Source organism: Micromonospora sp. NPDC047707 (assembly GCF_040704235.1).
Taxonomy (GTDB): Bacteria; Actinomycetota; Actinomycetes; order Mycobacteriales; family Micromonosporaceae; genus Micromonospora.
The window spans coordinates 119,924-135,049 of sequence record NZ_JBEYSU010000016.1 but is presented as its reverse complement, the minus strand read 5'-3'; the positions used below and the strand labels follow the sequence as shown (position 1 = coordinate 135,049).

The following is a 15,126-nucleotide window of genomic DNA, read 5'->3' as shown; positions in this document are numbered from 1 at the left end:
GGCGGTCGCGACCAGGTACGACAAGCGCGACTACATGTACCGGGCCACAGTCGACATCGCCACGATGAAGATCTGGCTACGCGACCTCACCCAAGATCGACGAGACACTTCCTAGAACGGTTCCTCGCTTGCGCGCATCAGATTCCCAAGCGCCTGGCTGCGGCTCTTCTGCTCAGCTTGCTGAAGACGGATGGCTGCCAGCTCCCGCGCGTGCGCTTCGGCCCGATTGCGGCGGCTCATGGCCGCGGCGGTGCGAGCGACGACTCGCGCCTGAGCCGCGCCTGGCGTTATGCGCGGGTCAGCGGCTAGCTGGCGTTCCCGCTCGTACATCTCGCGGCGCTCGTGTTGGTGGCTCAGGACGTGGTCGCGCCGTTCTCTGATATGCGAGTTGACCGGAGGCAGCGGGTCCTCCTCGTCGTCGAGCCACGCCCGCAGGCGGCGCTGGACCCAGTTTTCGATGACCCTCGGCTTCTCGTTGGGCGCGGGAGTCCTGGTCTCGTACAGCTCGCCTGTGGGGTAGTGATCGAGGGCGTAGACGATGTCTTTGGGGGTGTATCCGGCGTCGAACCAGCGGCGAAGTAGTGCCCTCAGCCGATCTGGTCCCACCTTGCGCATCGTGGGCGAGATGTAGCACAGCCAGTCACAGGCGAGGAACTGCTCCGTGAAGCCGTCGGGCACATCGAAGGTCGGCCACTGCATCGGCTTCTGACCCAGCCGATGACACTTCCTGCACTTGAATCGGTATCCACCGATAAAGATGTGGCGGTCTTCCCTGTCGCACTGTCCGCACCAGGGCTTGGAGGCGTACCGATCTATGGCGTAGTCGGCAAAGGGATGACACGTGGGACATCTTGTTTCGTCATCGAGGAGCCTGGTGTCGCGAGAACAGACTCCACAGTGACGAGGCGGCACCTTGCTCCGCAGCTCGTCGGGATGGCACTTCTCGCACCGCTCGCCGTACACGGTGCGGGTTTCCAGCCGACAAGCGCCACACCACGTCTCAACGTCGAACCCGCCGCCACCCTCCATGGCCGGCACTATCTCACGTGGAACCGCCCCGCGACCATGGGAGCGGATGCGAGGCCAGGACGACCTGGCGATGCGCGGCGTGTCCGAGGCCGGCCTGGTGCCGCAACTCGGACAGCCGGTCGAGCACCTCGACGGGCCAACACCACAACTTATCCGCTGTCAGCGCCTGCTCGTACTCCATGCCCGGGACTTTCCAGGCACCTCCGACAAGGCCGGTCTGGTCGAAGTTCCAAGGCGAGCAGAGCCCTGAAAGACTCTGACTTCGTCCCCGTCCTCATGCGTCTGGTTCCGCAGGCAGCGAGCTGACCACGGGCGTCGAACCTTCGGAGGACCCGAACCGTGCGACAACCTCGGTTCCGGCCCGGCCTGCGGCCTCGACTTCAGCCCGATTCTTCACTATGACGCGGGGGAAGCGGATCTCCGCAGGACCGAGTTCTAGCTGCATGCCGGCGGGACTGACAACGAGGTTGGGGTGGCTGAGCACGAGCTCGCCGGGCTCGCTGGACCAGAGCGGGTGTTCCATGAAGGCGCTGACACCGTCGGCGGCCACAGGGTGGTTGAGGACGGCATTCGGCCAGCTACCGTGACCGGTCGACAGGACCGACCAGGCCATCGCGAGCGTCTGAACGTCCGGTTCGGTCAGGTCATCCGGTACCGGCTCCGACAGCCCAAGGTGCTCCTGCAGGTCGTCGAGGAGCAGGACGAGGTCGGCGACATCGGCCAAGTCGGCCATGATCGGAGCAGGCAGGCTGGCCAGCCGCTGCCTGCCGAGGCAGGCATGCAGCGACGCGCCGTCGCCGACGCATGCCTTGACCAGCTCGGCCATCGGGCGCAGCGTCGACGGCAAGTGTCCGGCCGGACTCGCCCAGCCGAGCTTCAACTGCCCGACCAGAGCCTGCCAGCCGTCGTCCACCTTCTCGCCCGGGGGCATCTGGTAGCTCAGCTGCAGATGAGCTGTCACCGTACCCGATACGTCGGCGCCGACAGTCGTCGCGCCGGTGGAGCCGGCGAGGCGAGTGGTGAAGCTGATTGGAAGGCTGCACACCTGTCTGCCGCCGCTGTCCTCGGCAACCAGGTGGAGCACCACCGGGGTCGCCAACTCGGCCTGCGGGGAGCTGAACTGAACCGTCCCGGGCCCGAAGCTGGGACCAAATAGGTCCTGCAGGTCCTCGGGTAACACCATCGTCACGTCTTCGACGAAGCGCTCCTCGACAGTCACCGATCCTCCGAAGGCAAGCGCCTCCAGCCAGCTTCGCTGAACGGCGGCGGCTGCGGCGTCGTCGGCTGGAAACGCGAACTTGCCGCGCACGGTGAAGGTTGCGTCGTTGCCGGGTCGGGGCCTGATCTCGACCTCCTGGTAGTGCTCACCAGTTGAGATCGTCCAATCCCACCGCCGAGGCGCCATCTCTGCGGCCTGAGTGTGACGTGTTCGCTGTCGGCGGAACAAGTCAGGTACGCCGTTGACCATCCCCGCCTGCTCCATGTTGAGCTCGGTGAGACGTCGACTGACTTGGTACTCGTCGCCTTCGAGGAAGCGGCGCAGGCCTTCGTCTTGGTTGAAGTGGCCGTCGAGCCAGTCGATGCACCACCGGTCCAGCCTGACGTCCGGGTACTGCGCTTCCAGGCTTTCCCACCAGACGATTTCCGCTGGCGAGAACTCAAGTGGGACGATCAGGACCCACTCCGACGGCGAGTGCTCCTCGACGGCCTTCGCCAGCGACTTCTTGGTCTGTGACCGCCGTGATCCGGTCATCCGGCCTGTGAAGGACTTCACCTCGTAGACCCGCACGCCATCCCCGGAGACGTAGCGGCTGGGGACGTAGCTGTCGCGGCCACCGTCGCCCCCGGCGCCGTCGACGCCTTGCGCGTGCGGATCGATCTTCTTGATGAGCATCTTCACCGCGCGCTCAAACCGCGCCGGGTCCCGAGCAGCAGACGGCCAATGGATCATGAAAGCCCCTCACGCCTCATCCGGCTAATCACCGTAGCCCGACGCGCACGAGCACACGCAACGACACTCGCGCCTCGATGTACGCCAGCCAAGCGAGCGCGGACGGCATCGGAGCGAGCGGATCAGATCGCCCGCAGCGTCTCGGAGAGTCTTGTTCGGCCCGTACGCCCAGTTGCCCGGTATCGCCGCGGTCAAGGACCTGCCCGCCCCGCGAAGCGGTGGCCGGCCATCCATGTGGCCCTTTAGAGGGCTGCACCGGCGGTGAGTTGGCGACGGGCGACGGCTGACCGTTCCCATGGGCGGCGGCGGAAGAGATATTCAGTAACTGGCTTCTATGAACGCTTGACTACCGTGAAGAGCCAGACCTCGAAGGCCCTGGCCAAGTTGCGCGCCGTCGCACCCGAGCTCGCCGAGCTGTACGTCCCGGAAGGGAGCGCCCGATGAACCACGACCGTCTCCGGATCGACCTCGCCGACCTGGCCGAGGAGGTCACCCCGGTCGACCTGCGCGACCGCGCCCTGCGTACCTCCCGCCGGCTCGGCATCCAGCGCGCGATCGCCACGTCCGCCGCGGCCTTCGTGATGGTCGGCGCGGCCACCGGCACGGCGTTCGCGCTGATCCCGCGCGGAGACGCCCCGGCTCCGATCCCGGCCGACAGCCCGTCCGTCATCGTCACGCCGTCGCCGGCCGACCCGTCGCCGACCGCAGCGACGTCCGCCGAGCCGACGGTCCTCGCAGGGACCCGTTACTACCTGGGCATGACCGACGGTGAGGCCCGCGTTCACGCCGTCCGCGGCGCGACCGACACCGTGCTCGCCCGCGTGCCGTACTCGGACAACGACCCGTGCACCCGGAACAGCATCACGATCTCCCCGGATGGTCGGCGTCTCGCCTGGGTGGTGGCCACGGACCGGGATCGGGGGCTCGGCACGCTGGTGACCGCCGGCATCGACGGTTCGAACAAGCGGAACTTGGCGGCCGACATCAACTGCTTCGGCCCCACCGCGCTGGTGTGGCAGGGCGGTGATCTGCTGATGGTCGGTAGGCAGCCGACGCGCGAGTCCGTGCAGTACGACGTGCGTACCGGGAAGGTCGTCCTCGGCCCGCTCGATCCGATCCTGCGCCGATGGTCGGCCGACGGCCGCTACCTGGCGGCGGAGAGCACGGACGGTCAGCCCTTCGTGGACGGCCCAAGCGTCCACCGCAACTACAACTACACCCCGCCGGCGGACGATGCCGCCAAGTGGGGTGGTTGGGAGGCCCGCAGCGTGTCGATGGACGGCCGGTACGTCGCGGTCGGCTGGATCGGCACCGACGTCTCCCGTGAGGACGGCAGCTTCGCCGTGGTCGACACGACCACCGGCAAGGAGGTCGACCTGCCGGGCGGGGCCGGCATCCGGAGCATCATGTTCACCGCCGACAACAAGGTGCTCGTCCGGCGGGCGACCGGCATCAGCGTCCTGGACAGCACGTTCAAGCCGCTCGGCACGGTCACCGAACCGGCCGCGCTCGGTGATCTGACGCTGCTGGCGTACGCAGCCTGAATCAGGACGATCCCGGGCCCGAGCCCGGAGCCGTCGCGTCACGGGGCGCGACGGCTCCGGCACGTCCGGGCCTCGTCAGCCGTTGGGGCGGCGAGCGCCGGCGAACATCTCCTGGATCCAGTTCGGGTACGCCGGCGGCAGCTTGCTGACCTCGTCCAGTTCGCTCAGGTCCTGCGCGGTGAGCACCAGGCCGCTCGCGCCGATGTTGTCGGTGAGCTGGTCGATCCTCCGGGCTCCCACGGTGACACTGGTGACCGCCGGCTGCGCCAGCAACCAGGCGATCGCGATCCGGGCCGGGCTCACGTCGTGCCGTGCCGCCACCGCCCGCAGCACGTCGACCACGTCGTGGCCGCGTTCCCGGTCGATCGGCGGGAAATCCGGGTAGCCCGGGGCGGCTCGGCGGGTCTCGCCGGTCGCGCCCTCCCGGCTGATCTTTCCGGACAGGAAGCCACCGGCCAGCGGGCTCCAGACGAACAGGCCCACACCCTCGGCCTGGACCATCGGCACCAGGTCGCGTTCGGCATCCCGGCCCACCAGGGAGTAGTAGGACTGCAGCGACACGAACCGGTTCAGGTTCCGTGCGGCGGACACGCCCAGCGCCTTGCTGACCTGCCAGGCGGCGAGGTTCGCGGCGCCGATGTAGCGGACCTTGCCCTGGCGTACGGCGTCGTCGAGGGCGGCCAGCACTTCCTCGAACGGAGTGAACTGGTCAAAGTTGTGCAGCTGGTAGAGGTCGATGTGGTCGGTACCCAGTCGGCGAAGGCTCGCCTCCAGCGCCTGCATGACGTGCAGTCGGGACCAGCCGGCGTCGTTCGGACCAGGGCCGGTCGGGGAGTGCACCTTGGTGGCCAGCACCACGTCGTCCCGCCGGTGGCGCAGCGCGTGACCGAGCAGTTCCTCGCTCTCGCCGTTGCTGTAGACGTCGGCGGTGTCGATGAGGTTGACGCCGGCGTCCAACGCCGCGGCCACCATCCGGTCGGTCTCGTCGCGGCCGAGCCCACCGAGCGCGCCGTAGATCGGATCGCCCGAGCCGCCGAAGGTCATCGCCCCGAGCGAGATCTCGGAGATCCACACGCCGGTGTTGCCGAGGAGTCGGTACTTCACGTCAGCTTCCTTCCTGCGGATCCGACCTGGCCGTTCGTCATCGGACAGCTTGTCGGACGATATGCCAGACAGTGTGTCCGGCAAGCGTAGCCGCTGGTGGCCGGGCCGACGAGTTCCCCGCCTACCATCTGCGTATGCCATCCATCACTCGGCGACCGTCCGGCGGTGCGGACCGCCGGCTCTCGGTGGAAGCCCGGATCCTGGCCACCACCGAGCGACTGCTCGCCGAGGGCGTGAGCTTCACCGAACTGGGCGTGCAGCGCATCGCCGCGGAGGCGGGCGTCGCCCGGTCGACCTTCTACGTGCATTTCGCGGACAAGACCGAGCTGCTGATGCGACTCGCCGAATCGATCAGCGCGGCGTCCTTCGACATCTCGGCCGCCTGGCAGCCCGGGGCCGGCGACGGTCTGGACAAGCTGGTCGAAACCTTCCGCCAGGTGATCCGGATCTACCGGGACCGTGCGACGGTGCTGGCCGCGATCAGCGAGCTGTCCGCGTACGACCCGAGGGTGCGCGAGTTCTGGAATGCCCGACTCGACCGGTTCACCCGTAACGCTGCACAGCTGATCCTGGCTGAGCAGGAGCGCGGCCAGGTTCCGAGGGACCTGGACGCCGTCGAGGCAAGCCGGCTGATCGTCGTCGGCGGGGACCGGTTCCTCGCCCATCACATCGCGGTCGACGACGGCTCCGGCGACGCCGCGGCAGCGCGCGAACTAGCGGCGACCTGGTGGTACGGCGTCTATCGCCGACCCGCGTGAACCCCGGCTCGTGTTCCTACCGGCTCGGGTCGGTGAGCAGCAGGGGCGAGGTGATTGCGAGGTCGGTCAGTACCGATGCGCATTTAGTGGCACTTTATGCCTGTTTCGTCATGTTCGACCTATTTGGCTTGTCGGGTAAGGCGTCGCCGTTTTTTATCGGCGGGACTGGCGTCCTTACCGCAGCATCTCGGACGGCGTGCCCCAATTCCGTCAAGAGTCGACCAACCGAGCGAATTCGGCCGGATTCGCGCGGCCCACCTCCTTTGCTGCTCGTTGTCTCCGATGTAAAACACGACGACACGGGGGATTACATGAGCAGTACCTCAGCGCCACGCAGATTGGCGAGTGTCTCTACGCTGGTGGCTGCCTTCGCGCTGCTGGCCGGCGCTCTGCTGTTCGCCGGCGCCTCGCCGGCCGCCGCCGACGAGGCAAGCCCGAGGCTGAAGCTGACCAAATCCGGCAGCCCCGACAAGAACGTGAAGGCGGGGCAGGAGTTCACCTACACGTACACGGTGAAGAACGAAAGCACCGGCAGGAAAGACGAACCGATCACACACATCAGGATCAAGGACGACACGGTCACCGGGATCACCTGCGAGGACACCTCGCTCAAGCCGGGATACAGCACCACCTGCACGGGCACCTACACCGTCACCGAGGAGGACGTGAAGCACGGCAAGATTGTCAATACCGCGCACGCGATCGGGTGGTTCTGCGAGGAGAAGGTGCGGTCCAACGAGGCGACCTTCACCGTCACCACCAAGCCCAAGAAGCCGGTTCAGGCCAGCCTGTCGATCGACAAGAAGGCCCGGGTCGAGTCGGACTGCCGTAAGAAGTGCGAGAACGACGGCTACGCGGCCAAGGGTGACAAGATCTTCTACACCTACCGAGTGACCAACACCGGCAACGTCACCATCTCCGATGTCGCCGTGTACGACCCGAAGGCCGGACCCGTGAAGTGCCGGACCACCACGCTGGCACGGGGCACGAGCACCGACTGCCACGCCGTCAAGCCGTACGTGGTGACCTGGTCCGACGTCAAGCACGGCAAGGTGGTCAACACCGCCCGTGCGACCGGCAGGTTCTACGACGAGAAGATCGTCTCCGACCCGGCCACCGTCACCGTCTGCATCCGGCACGGCAAGTTCGACCACCGGAAGCACGACGACAAGGACGATGACAAGGACGACAAGGAACTGCCGGTTACCGGTGACGAGACCATCGGCGCCCTTTCCCTGGGCGGAGGCCTGCTGGCCGCCGGCGGCCTGCTCCTCGGAGCCAGCCGGCTGCGCCGGCCGTCGCTCTTCCGGGGCTGACACACAGGACGACGGGCTCCGGGGCCGGCACGGCCCCGGAGCCCGTCGTCGCTGGTAGGTCGGTCTCGCCGTATCGGCGGTTCGGCCAGCTCATCGAGCATGCAGACGATGTCCGGACCGGGCACAGTGGGGAAGACCGACGGCGTTCTCGCTCACGCCGCCGGCGAATCAGAGGCGCTTGGCACGGGCGATGAAGGTGCGCCAGGCCTGCGGGGTGAAGGTGAGGACCGGGCCGGCCGGGTCCTTGCTGTCCCGGACGCCGACGACGCCGGGCAGATTGTCGGCCACCTCGACGCACTCGCTGTTGCCGCTGCGGCTGGACTTGCGCCAGGTCGCGCCGGTCAACTCCATGACGTCATCACTTCCTTCATCAGTTCGACCGACTGGCGGTGGGGCAGAGCCTCGCTGCGGACGCTCTCCCACCTCGCCAGCAGGATAGACACGTCTTCATCTTTGTCGACCGATGTGCCGCCGAGCTGGTGCTCCAGGTAGCCGACCCAACCGCCGTCCTCACTCCGCGCGAGGGTGAACGGTCCCGCCAGGCCGACGTGGGAACTGATCTCGGTCGGTATGACGTGCACGCTCACCTGCGGGCGTTCGGCGCAGTCGAGCAGGTGCGCGATCTGCTGGATCATCAGGCCCCGGAAGCTCTCGTCGGCCCGGCGGAGCACGGTTTCTTCGAGCACCGCGACGAGCTGGGGCGGCTGCGGTTGGTCGAGAATGGACTGTCGATCCAACCAGCTCGGTTGGCCGGCGCGCTCGGTCATCTTCAGCAGGGACGTCAGTAGACCTCCGGTGTTCAGCACCTCGTCGGCCCGCTTGAGGAACAGCCGGTCCAGCGGTCGCTGGCCCAGCTCGACGGCCGACACCTGCGAACCCGAGTAGTGGACCAGCTTCCCGAACTCCTCCTGACTCAGCTCGGCGTTCACCCGTAGCCGCCGCAGTTGGGTCCGGATCAGCTCCGAGGTCGGCTCAGCTTCCACAGCTCCCGCACGACGGCCCTACGCCGCGGGAGCTGTTCGAACGGTTCGTGGCCTGGGGGCCGTACCGCCGGCCGGCCGTCGACCCGCCGCCGCGATGACGTCCGCCACGTTCCGGTGCCGGTCGGCACCGGCCGTCGCGCCTGCGGTGCGAAACTACCGCTGCTAAGAAAGGGGCCCTTCCTCTACCGGAGGCGTTAGCAAAGGGCCCTTCCTTACGACCGGAGGGAGCACGGGTGGGCTGGCGCAGTTTCGTCGCGGTCGGGGACAGCTTCACCGAGGGGATGGACGACTCCTACCCGGACGGCACCTACCGGGGCTGGGCCGACCTGGTCGCCACCCGGCTCGCCGTCGAGGCCGGCGCGGACTTCCGGTACGCGAACCTCGCCATCCGCGGCCGCCTCTTCCCCCGGGTGGTGGACGAGCAGGTGCCCACCGCGCTGGCCATGAAGCCCGACCTGATCAGCTTCGCCGCCGGCGGCAACGACGTGCTGCGCCGCACCTTCGACTCGGACAGCCTGCTCGCGCGTTTCGACGACGTGGTCGGGCAGCTCCGGTCCGGCGGCGCCGACGTGATCCTGTTCCGGTTCGCCGACGTGATGGCCCGGCTGCCCGGGCAGCGGCTGGTCGCTCCCCGGGTGCAACTGCTCAACCGGGCGGTCGGCGAGACCGCCGAGCGGCACGGTGCCATCCTGGTCGACCTGTACGCCGACGACACGTACCTGAACCCGTTGCTGTGGAGCACCGACCGGCTGCACCTGTCGTCGGCCGGGCACCGGCGGGTGGCCGCGCAGGTGCTCACCGCGCTCGGGGTGGGCTGCGACGAGGAGTGGCTGCTGGTCCCCGAGCGCCCCCTGCCGAAGCCGTGGCTGACCGCCCGCACCGACGACCTCCGCTGGGCCGCCCGGCACCTGGCCCCCTGGCTCAAGCGCCGCCTCACCGGCCGCAGCTCCGGCGACACGGTGACGGCGAAGCGCCCGACGCTGGCCCCCGTGACGGACTGACCCCCGCGACCCGGCCCCGCCCACCCGTCCCCCGTCCGGGGTCACCGGGTCAGCCGGGTCCAGGCCCGGGTGGGGCCGGAGCCGACCCCGAGGAAGGTCGCCGTCGGGCCGGTCAGCACGATCGTGTCGTCGGCCAGCACCTCCACGGTCGGGGCGTCGCTACCGTCCGCCCGCGCCGAGCCGCCGAGCTCGGGTATGGGCGTGTACCGGCCGTCGCGCACGTAGCCGCCGCCACCGTAGGCGCTGCTGACCGGCAACAGCCCACCGTTGGCTGCGGCGACCGAGAACGTGTCGTCGGGCAGCCCTGGACCCTCCTGCCAGCTGTCACCGACCAGCCGCCACACCCGATTCCAGTCGGTGACGTCGAACGCCGACTGGTGGTCGTTGACGCTGACCAGCCAGACGTCGGCGCCGTCCGGGGAGACCAGCAGGCGGTTGGCCCCGCTCACTGCCGGGAGCTTCCGCCAGCTGGTCGCCCTGTCGGCGCTGACCACGACGGTCAGCCGGTTCCCGTCGCCGACGGCCAGCCACAGCCGGCCGTCGCCACCCTCGACGAGGTGTCGGGCGGTGTCCGCGCTCAGGGTCACCGGGGGTTGGGTGGGCGCGCCGCCCGCACCGACCCGGGCCAGCTCCTGCCGCGGGCAGCGGGGTGTCCCGGGATCGCCGGGACAGCGGATCACGAATCCACTGCGGGTCGCCAGGGCGAGCTGGGCGGTGGTGGGCGGATTGCCGGCGGGGTGCTGGGTGAACGACGCACCGCCGTCCGTGGTGACCACGTAGCCGTACTCGAAGTAGATGACCAGCCGTTGGCTGTCCACCGGCAGCAGGCTCACGGCTACCGGACCGCTCGGCTCGGCGCCGCCCACCGGCAGCGCCACCTCCCGCCAGGTGGCGCCACCATCCGTCGTACGGCCGAGCGCCCGCTCGCAGCCGCCGGCCCCGGAGTCCGCCGCGTTGCAGGTGTCGAAGAACGCCCAGCCGTGCCGGGCATCGGCGAACCGCAGCTGCCGCAGCTCACCGGCCACCCCGGGCAGTGCCACCCGCCGCTGGACGGGGTTGTCGTCGGGCGACGGGGACACCGACGGGCTGGGGGTCGGGACGGGTGAGACCTCGTCCCCGTTCCGGCCAGCGACCGCGTACGCCCCCGCGGGGCCGGCCAGGAGCAGCGTCACGACACCGGCCAGCAGACCGCGCCGGCGGCGCTGTCGCTCGCGCAGCCGGCGTTGAGCGTCGGGTACGCCGGGCGGCCGGAAGGTCGGCAGAGCCTGCGCCTCGAACTCGGCGAACAGCTCATCGAGGTTCTGCTCACGCACGGTGGGCCTCCTCCCGCTCGGTGAGGTGGCGGGCCATTGCCGTCCGGCCCCGCGACAGCCACGACTTGACGGTCCCCTCCGGCACACCCACCTGGTCGGCGATCTCGGCGACGGTGAGGTGGGCGAGGTGATGCAGGACGACCGCCCGCCGCTGGTTGGCCGGCAGGGTGGCGAGCGCCGCCATCAGCACCACCCGGTCCGGCCCGGGCCCGGCCACGTGCTCCTCCCGCTGCCGGGCAAGGTGACGGAGTTGGGTGCGGACCCGGCGTAGCCGGCTGGTGGCGAGGTTCCAGGCCACCCGGCGCACGAAGGCCGACGGATCGTCGTACTCGCCGACCCGGTCCCAGCGCTCCAGCGTCCGGCAGAACGCCTCCTGCGTGAGGTCCTGCGCCTCCGCGTGGTCACCGAGGTACGCGTAGAGCTGCACCGCAACGCGGTGGAAGTGCGCCTGGTAGAACTCGGTGAAGTCCACCGGCGGTGGTGCGGCCCCGGAGCGTGGCCCTTCAGTCATGTCGGTCCTCGGTGTCGGCGGGTCTCGCCACTGTCACGCGTCACACGTCGCATCCGCTGCACCCGATTTCCGATGGCGGGTCGGCAAGGTGGGAATCGGCGTACCTTGGGGATCATGTCTGTGCCGAGCGATCCTGATCCCCGACTCCAGTCCTACGCGGACCCGCAGAAGCTGGTCACCACCGGGTGGCTGGCGGAGCACCTGGGCGACGAGGGGCTCGTCGTCATCGAGTGCGACGAGGACGTGCTGCTCTACGACACCGGTCACATCCCCGGTGCCATCAAGGTCGACTGGCACCTGGAGCTGAACGACCAGGTGACCCGCGACTACCTGGACGCCAAGGGCTTCGCCGAGCTGTGCGCGGCCAAGGGCATCGGCCGCGACGACACCGTCGTCTTCTACGGCGACAACTTCAACTGGTGGGCCGCGTACGCCCTCTGGGTCTTCTCGCTCTTCGGCCACCCGGACGTGCGGCTGCTGGACGGGGGCCGGCAGAAGTGGATCGCCGAGGGGCGCGAGGTGACCCGCGACAAGCCGACCCGCCCGCGGGCGGAGTACCCCGTTCCGCAGCGGGACGACGCGCCGATCCGGGCGTACCGCGAGCAGGTCATGGCGCACATCGCCGCCGGCCGGCCGCTGGTCGACGTGCGGTCGCCGGGTGAGTACACCGGCGAGATGCTGCACATGCCCGACTACCCGCAGGAGGGCGCGCTGCGCGGCGGGCACATCCCCGGCGCGGTGAACAAGCCGTGGAAGTCGGCGGCGAACGACGACGGCACCTTCAAGTCGCCCGACGAGCTGCGGGCGATCTACGCCGACCAGCTCGGGTTGGACGCGGACGACGACATCGTCGCGTACTGCCGGATCGGCGAGCGGTCCAGCCACACCTGGTTCGTGCTGCGACACCTGCTCGGTTACCGGCAGGTCCGCAACTACGACGGCTCGTGGACCGAGTGGGGCAACCTGGTCCGGGCTCCCGTCGTGAAGGGCGACCAGCCCGGCGGCCTGGCGAGCTGACCGGCGTTAAGAAGGGTCCCCTGTTCAACGCCAGGCGTTAACAGGGGGCCCTTCCTTGTTGCAAGGTTGGGTGGTCAGCCAGGCCGGCCCCGGAGGTAGCGCTGGATGGTCGGTCCCACCCACGCCACCACCTCCGCCCGGTCCATCTCGACCACGGGCGGCAGCCGGACGATGTAGCGGGTGAACGCGAGGCCGAGGATCTGGCTGGCCACCAGGCCGGCCCGGCGGGCGGTGGTCTCCGGGCCGGCGCCGAACGTGGCGACGGCCTCGGTGAGCTGGTCGGCGAAGATGCCGCGGATCCGCTCGGCCGCGCCCGGGTTGGCGCTCGCCGCCCGCAGCAGCGCCGCGAGGGTCTCGTCGCCCTCCCAGCGGTCGAGGAAGTGGCGCACCAGCGCCTCGCCGAACCGGTCGGGGGGCACCTGCGTCAGGTCGGGCAGGCGCAGGTCGAACTCGGCCGCCGCCGCGAACAGCCCCTCCTTGCTGCCGTAGTACCGCATCACCATCGACGGGTCGATGCGCGCGTCGGCGGCGATGGCCCGGATGGTGGCCCGGTCGTACCCGTCGGCGGCGAAGCGGGCCCGGGCGGACCGCAGGATCGCGGCCCGGGTGGCGTCGGAGCGGCGGGGGCGGGTAGGCGCTGCCTCGGTCATGCCCACGACCGTATGCCAACACTTGTTGACACGCCAGTGTGAGGTGTCCTAACGTTGCCTACACATGTTTGCCAACAGGCGTTGGCATTGATGATCGCGGAGGTGCCGGATGCTGCCCACCGAGACGGACGTGCTGGTGGTGGGGGCCGGGCCCACCGGGCTGACCGCCGCGCTCACGCTGGCCCGGCGCGGGGTGCCGGTGACCGTGGTCGACCGGCTGGCCGAGCCGCCGGTGACCTCGCGGGCGGCCGTCGTGCACGCGTACACCCTGGAGGAGCTGGACCGGATCGGCGCCGGCGCCCCGCTCGTGGCACGCGGGGCGCGGGCGCCGGAGTTCACCGTCCAGGACCGCGACCGGGTGCTGCTCCACGTGCCGTTCGGCGACCTGCCGTCCCGGCACCCGTACGCGCTGATGGTCTCCCAGGCGGTCACCGAGGAGGTGCTGACCACGCTGCTCGCCGCCGCCGGCGTGCCCGTGCTGCGGCCGTACGAGATGACCGGCCTCGACCTCGGCGGGCCCGGCGCGGTCGCCACCTTCGCCGGCGGTGCGACGGTCCGCGCCCGGTACGTCGTCGCGGCGGACGGCATGCACAGCACGGTCCGCGGTCTGGCGGGCATCGGCTTCCCCGGCCCGGACCACGGGACGGAGTCGTTCGTGCTCGCCGACGTCCGGGTGTCCAGCGCGCTGCCACGCGACCGGGCGACACTCTTCCTCGCCCGGTCCGGCGCGCTGATCTGGGCGCCGCTGCCCGGTGGGGTGGTCCGGCTCGTCGCCGCCGTCCCGGAGGCACCGGCCGACGCCGACGTGGGGTACCTCCAGGGCCTGCTCGACGAGCGCGGCCCGGCCCGCCGCCCGGACCGGGTGACGGAGGTGCTCTGGTCGTCCCGGTTCCGCCTGCACGAGCGGATCGCGGACTCCTTCCGGGCCGGTCCGGTGCTGCTCGCCGGTGACGCCGGGCACGTGCACAGCCCCGCCGGCGGGCAGGGGATGAACCTGGGCGTCGTCGACGCGGTCGACCTCGGCGGCACCCTCGCCGACGTGCTGGCCGGCGGCCCCGACACGCTGCTCGACGGCTACGCGGCCCGGCGCCGCCCGATGGCCGAGGACGTGGTCTCCTTCGCCGCCGGCCTGACCCGGCTGGCCACCCTGCCGCCCGCCGCCCGCCCGGCCCGCAACCTGCTGCTGCGCCTGCTCTCCGCGCTGCCCCCGGCCCGCCGCCGGATCGCCCTGCGCCTCTCCGGCCTCGCCCACCGCCCGGCGGGCGGGTCCCGGAGCCCGGGCCGGGGCCGCGTCTCGCCGGCACGAGATCCGGGGGACACGCAGTAGGCTGCGCCGATGGGGCAGGTGTGGCGGGACTGGGGTGCCGTCCTGACCGCCACGGCGATCGGCCTGCCGGTGGTGGTGGCCTTCGTCGCCGTGCTCGCCCGGCTCCGGCGGGACGCTCCGACGCGCGGTGAGGCGTGGTGGCGCAGCGTCGCCGAGGTCGGCGCGGTGGCCGGCACCCTCCCCTGGGTCTGGATGATCCTCACCCCGCGCGACGCGCCCCGCGGGCTCGACCTGGTGCCCCTGCGCGACCTGGCCGGCCTGCTCACCGCAGCCCCGGCCACCGTCGTGGTCCAGGTGGTCGGCAACCTGCTGGTCTTCGCCGCGTTGGGTCTCTTCGCCCCGGTACGCGTACCCGCGCTGGCCGGCGCCGGCCGGCTCTTCCTGCTGGGCGCCGCCTGCTCGGTGCTGGTCGAGTCGGCGCAGTACACCCTCGACCTCGGCCGGGTCACCTCGGTCGACGACGTGCTGCTCAATGCGGCCGGGGCGGCGCTGGCCGGGCTGCTCTCGCGGCCGTGGTGGGCCGCCCGCCGTACGGTCGCCACGGCTGCCGCCGTGCCGGCCGGATGTGAGCAACCGACCGGTAACCACGCCTCCACCTGAGGCGGCGCGCGGTCTACGCTTG

At 70.2% G+C, this 15,126-nt stretch carries 16 protein-coding genes and 1 pseudogene; 8 read left to right on the top strand and 9 right to left on the bottom strand.

Annotated elements, in window-relative coordinates:
* Window positions 1-111 precede the first annotated feature (111 nt).
* The 3 genes from AB0873_RS19140 to AB0873_RS19130 form a co-directional block, all read right to left on the bottom strand.
* Complete coding sequence (locus AB0873_RS19140; protein WP_366601021.1) at window positions 112-699, bottom strand: hypothetical protein; 588 nt, start codon at window positions 697-699, stop codon at window positions 112-114.
* 343 nt (window positions 700-1,042) lie between these two features.
* Window positions 1,043-1,210 carry a hypothetical protein gene (locus AB0873_RS19135; RefSeq protein ID WP_366601020.1) on the bottom strand — a complete coding sequence of 56 codons (168 nt, stop codon included), beginning with the start codon at window positions 1,208-1,210 and terminating at the stop codon, window positions 1,043-1,045.
* A gap of 93 nt (window positions 1,211-1,303) precedes the next feature.
* On the bottom strand, window positions 1,304-2,980 hold the full coding sequence (locus AB0873_RS19130; protein ID WP_366601019.1) for a hypothetical protein: 1,677 nt from the start codon (window positions 2,978-2,980) through the stop codon (window positions 1,304-1,306).
* Between the two features lie 342 nt (window positions 2,981-3,322).
* Between AB0873_RS19130 and AB0873_RS19125 the strand changes: the two are divergent.
* Together AB0873_RS19125 and AB0873_RS19120 are read left to right on the top strand one after the other, a co-directional pair.
* Window positions 3,323-3,424: pseudogene (locus AB0873_RS19125) on the top strand (SigE family RNA polymerase sigma factor); the annotation flags it as partial.
* Window positions 3,421-4,524, top strand: a complete 1,104-nt coding sequence (locus tag AB0873_RS19120; protein WP_366601018.1) for a WD40 repeat domain-containing protein — start codon at window positions 3,421-3,423, stop codon at window positions 4,522-4,524. The pseudogene AB0873_RS19125 and the gene AB0873_RS19120, both read left to right, overlap by 4 nt.
* Window positions 4,525-4,599: 75 nt before the next feature.
* Here AB0873_RS19120 and AB0873_RS19115 read toward each other — a convergent pair whose 3' ends face one another.
* On the bottom strand, window positions 4,600-5,628 hold the full coding sequence (locus tag AB0873_RS19115; RefSeq protein ID WP_366601017.1) for an aldo/keto reductase: 1,029 nt from the start codon (window positions 5,626-5,628) through the stop codon (window positions 4,600-4,602).
* 134 nt (window positions 5,629-5,762) lie between these two features.
* On the opposite strand from AB0873_RS19115, the gene AB0873_RS19110 reads away from it, so the two are divergent.
* Window positions 5,763-6,386: a helix-turn-helix domain-containing protein gene (locus tag AB0873_RS19110; RefSeq protein ID WP_366601016.1), complete on the top strand. Its 624-nt coding sequence runs from the start codon at window positions 5,763-5,765 to the stop codon at window positions 6,384-6,386.
* Between the two features lie 32 nt (window positions 6,387-6,418).
* Window positions 6,419-7,702: an LPXTG cell wall anchor domain-containing protein gene (locus AB0873_RS19105; RefSeq protein ID WP_366601015.1), complete on the top strand. Its 1,284-nt coding sequence runs from the start codon at window positions 6,419-6,421 to the stop codon at window positions 7,700-7,702.
* A gap of 168 nt (window positions 7,703-7,870) precedes the next feature.
* On the opposite strand, the gene AB0873_RS19100 is transcribed toward AB0873_RS19105, so the two are convergent.
* Window positions 7,871-8,053 (bottom strand): DUF397 domain-containing protein, encoded by a 183-nt coding sequence (locus AB0873_RS19100; protein WP_366601014.1) that lies wholly within the window; start codon window positions 8,051-8,053, stop codon window positions 7,871-7,873.
* Window positions 8,044-8,685, bottom strand: a complete 642-nt coding sequence (locus AB0873_RS19095; protein WP_366601013.1) for a helix-turn-helix transcriptional regulator — start codon at window positions 8,683-8,685, stop codon at window positions 8,044-8,046. Before AB0873_RS19095 ends, AB0873_RS19100 begins: the two co-directional genes overlap by 10 nt.
* A 233-nt stretch (window positions 8,686-8,918) precedes the next feature.
* Here AB0873_RS19095 and AB0873_RS19090 point away from each other — a divergent pair, with 233 nt between their 5' ends.
* Window positions 8,919-9,686, top strand: coding sequence for an SGNH/GDSL hydrolase family protein (locus AB0873_RS19090; RefSeq protein ID WP_366601012.1), 768 nt, complete (start codon window positions 8,919-8,921; stop codon window positions 9,684-9,686).
* Window positions 9,687-9,727: 41 nt separating this feature from the next.
* On the opposite strand, the gene AB0873_RS19085 is transcribed toward AB0873_RS19090, so the two are convergent.
* A complete protein-coding gene (locus AB0873_RS19085) occupies window positions 9,728-10,999 on the bottom strand; it encodes a hypothetical protein (RefSeq protein ID WP_366601011.1) in 1,272 nt (423 codons plus the stop codon).
* A complete protein-coding gene (locus tag AB0873_RS19080; RefSeq protein ID WP_155329559.1) occupies window positions 10,992-11,510 on the bottom strand; it encodes a SigE family RNA polymerase sigma factor in 519 nt (172 codons plus the stop codon). The genes AB0873_RS19085 and AB0873_RS19080 overlap by 8 nt, the downstream gene beginning before the upstream one ends.
* Before the next feature lie 114 nt (window positions 11,511-11,624).
* Here AB0873_RS19080 and AB0873_RS19075 point away from each other — a divergent pair, with 114 nt between their 5' ends.
* Entirely contained in the window at window positions 11,625-12,527 is a 903-nt protein-coding gene (locus AB0873_RS19075; protein WP_366601010.1) for a sulfurtransferase, read from the top strand.
* 74 nt (window positions 12,528-12,601) lie between these two features.
* Here the strand turns inward: AB0873_RS19075 and AB0873_RS19070 are convergent, their stop codons facing one another.
* Window positions 12,602-13,177 (bottom strand): TetR family transcriptional regulator, encoded by a 576-nt coding sequence (locus AB0873_RS19070; protein WP_366601009.1) that lies wholly within the window; start codon window positions 13,175-13,177, stop codon window positions 12,602-12,604.
* Window positions 13,178-13,286: 109 nt separating this feature from the next.
* On the opposite strand from AB0873_RS19070, the gene AB0873_RS19065 reads away from it, so the two are divergent.
* Both AB0873_RS19065 and AB0873_RS19060 read left to right on the top strand, forming a co-directional pair.
* Window positions 13,287-14,504 (top strand): FAD-dependent oxidoreductase, encoded by a 1,218-nt coding sequence (locus AB0873_RS19065; RefSeq protein WP_366601008.1) that lies wholly within the window; start codon window positions 13,287-13,289, stop codon window positions 14,502-14,504.
* 9 nt (window positions 14,505-14,513) lie between these two features.
* Window positions 14,514-15,104 carry a VanZ family protein gene (locus AB0873_RS19060; protein WP_366601007.1) on the top strand — a complete coding sequence of 197 codons (591 nt, stop codon included), beginning with the start codon at window positions 14,514-14,516 and terminating at the stop codon, window positions 15,102-15,104.
* Window positions 15,105-15,126 lie beyond the last annotated feature (22 nt).

Bases quoted from the DNA above. Each gene is read 5' to 3' on its own strand.
- AB0873_RS19135 (WP_366601020.1), bottom strand. From the start codon at position 1,210: ATGGAGTACGAGCAGGCGCTGACAGCGGATAAGTTGTGGTGTTGGCCC.
- AB0873_RS19070 (WP_366601009.1), bottom strand. From the start codon at position 13,177: ATGACCGAGGCAGCGCCTACCCGCCCCCGCCGCTCCGACGCCACCCGG.
- AB0873_RS19080 (WP_155329559.1), bottom strand. From the start codon at position 11,510: ATGACTGAAGGGCCACGCTCCGGGGCCGCACCACCGCCGGTGGACTTC.
- AB0873_RS19110 (WP_366601016.1), top strand. From the start codon at position 5,763: ATGCCATCCATCACTCGGCGACCGTCCGGCGGTGCGGACCGCCGGCTC.
- AB0873_RS19075 (WP_366601010.1), top strand. From the start codon at position 11,625: ATGTCTGTGCCGAGCGATCCTGATCCCCGACTCCAGTCCTACGCGGAC.
- AB0873_RS19060 (WP_366601007.1), top strand. From the start codon at position 14,514: ATGGGGCAGGTGTGGCGGGACTGGGGTGCCGTCCTGACCGCCACGGCG.
- AB0873_RS19100 (WP_366601014.1), bottom strand. From the start codon at position 8,053: ATGGAGTTGACCGGCGCGACCTGGCGCAAGTCCAGCCGCAGCGGCAAC.
- AB0873_RS19140 (WP_366601021.1), bottom strand. From the start codon at position 699: ATGCAGTGGCCGACCTTCGATGTGCCCGACGGCTTCACGGAGCAGTTC.
- AB0873_RS19130 (WP_366601019.1), bottom strand. From the start codon at position 2,980: ATGATCCATTGGCCGTCTGCTGCTCGGGACCCGGCGCGGTTTGAGCGC.
- AB0873_RS19120 (WP_366601018.1), top strand. From the start codon at position 3,421: ATGAACCACGACCGTCTCCGGATCGACCTCGCCGACCTGGCCGAGGAG.
- AB0873_RS19065 (WP_366601008.1), top strand. From the start codon at position 13,287: ATGCTGCCCACCGAGACGGACGTGCTGGTGGTGGGGGCCGGGCCCACC.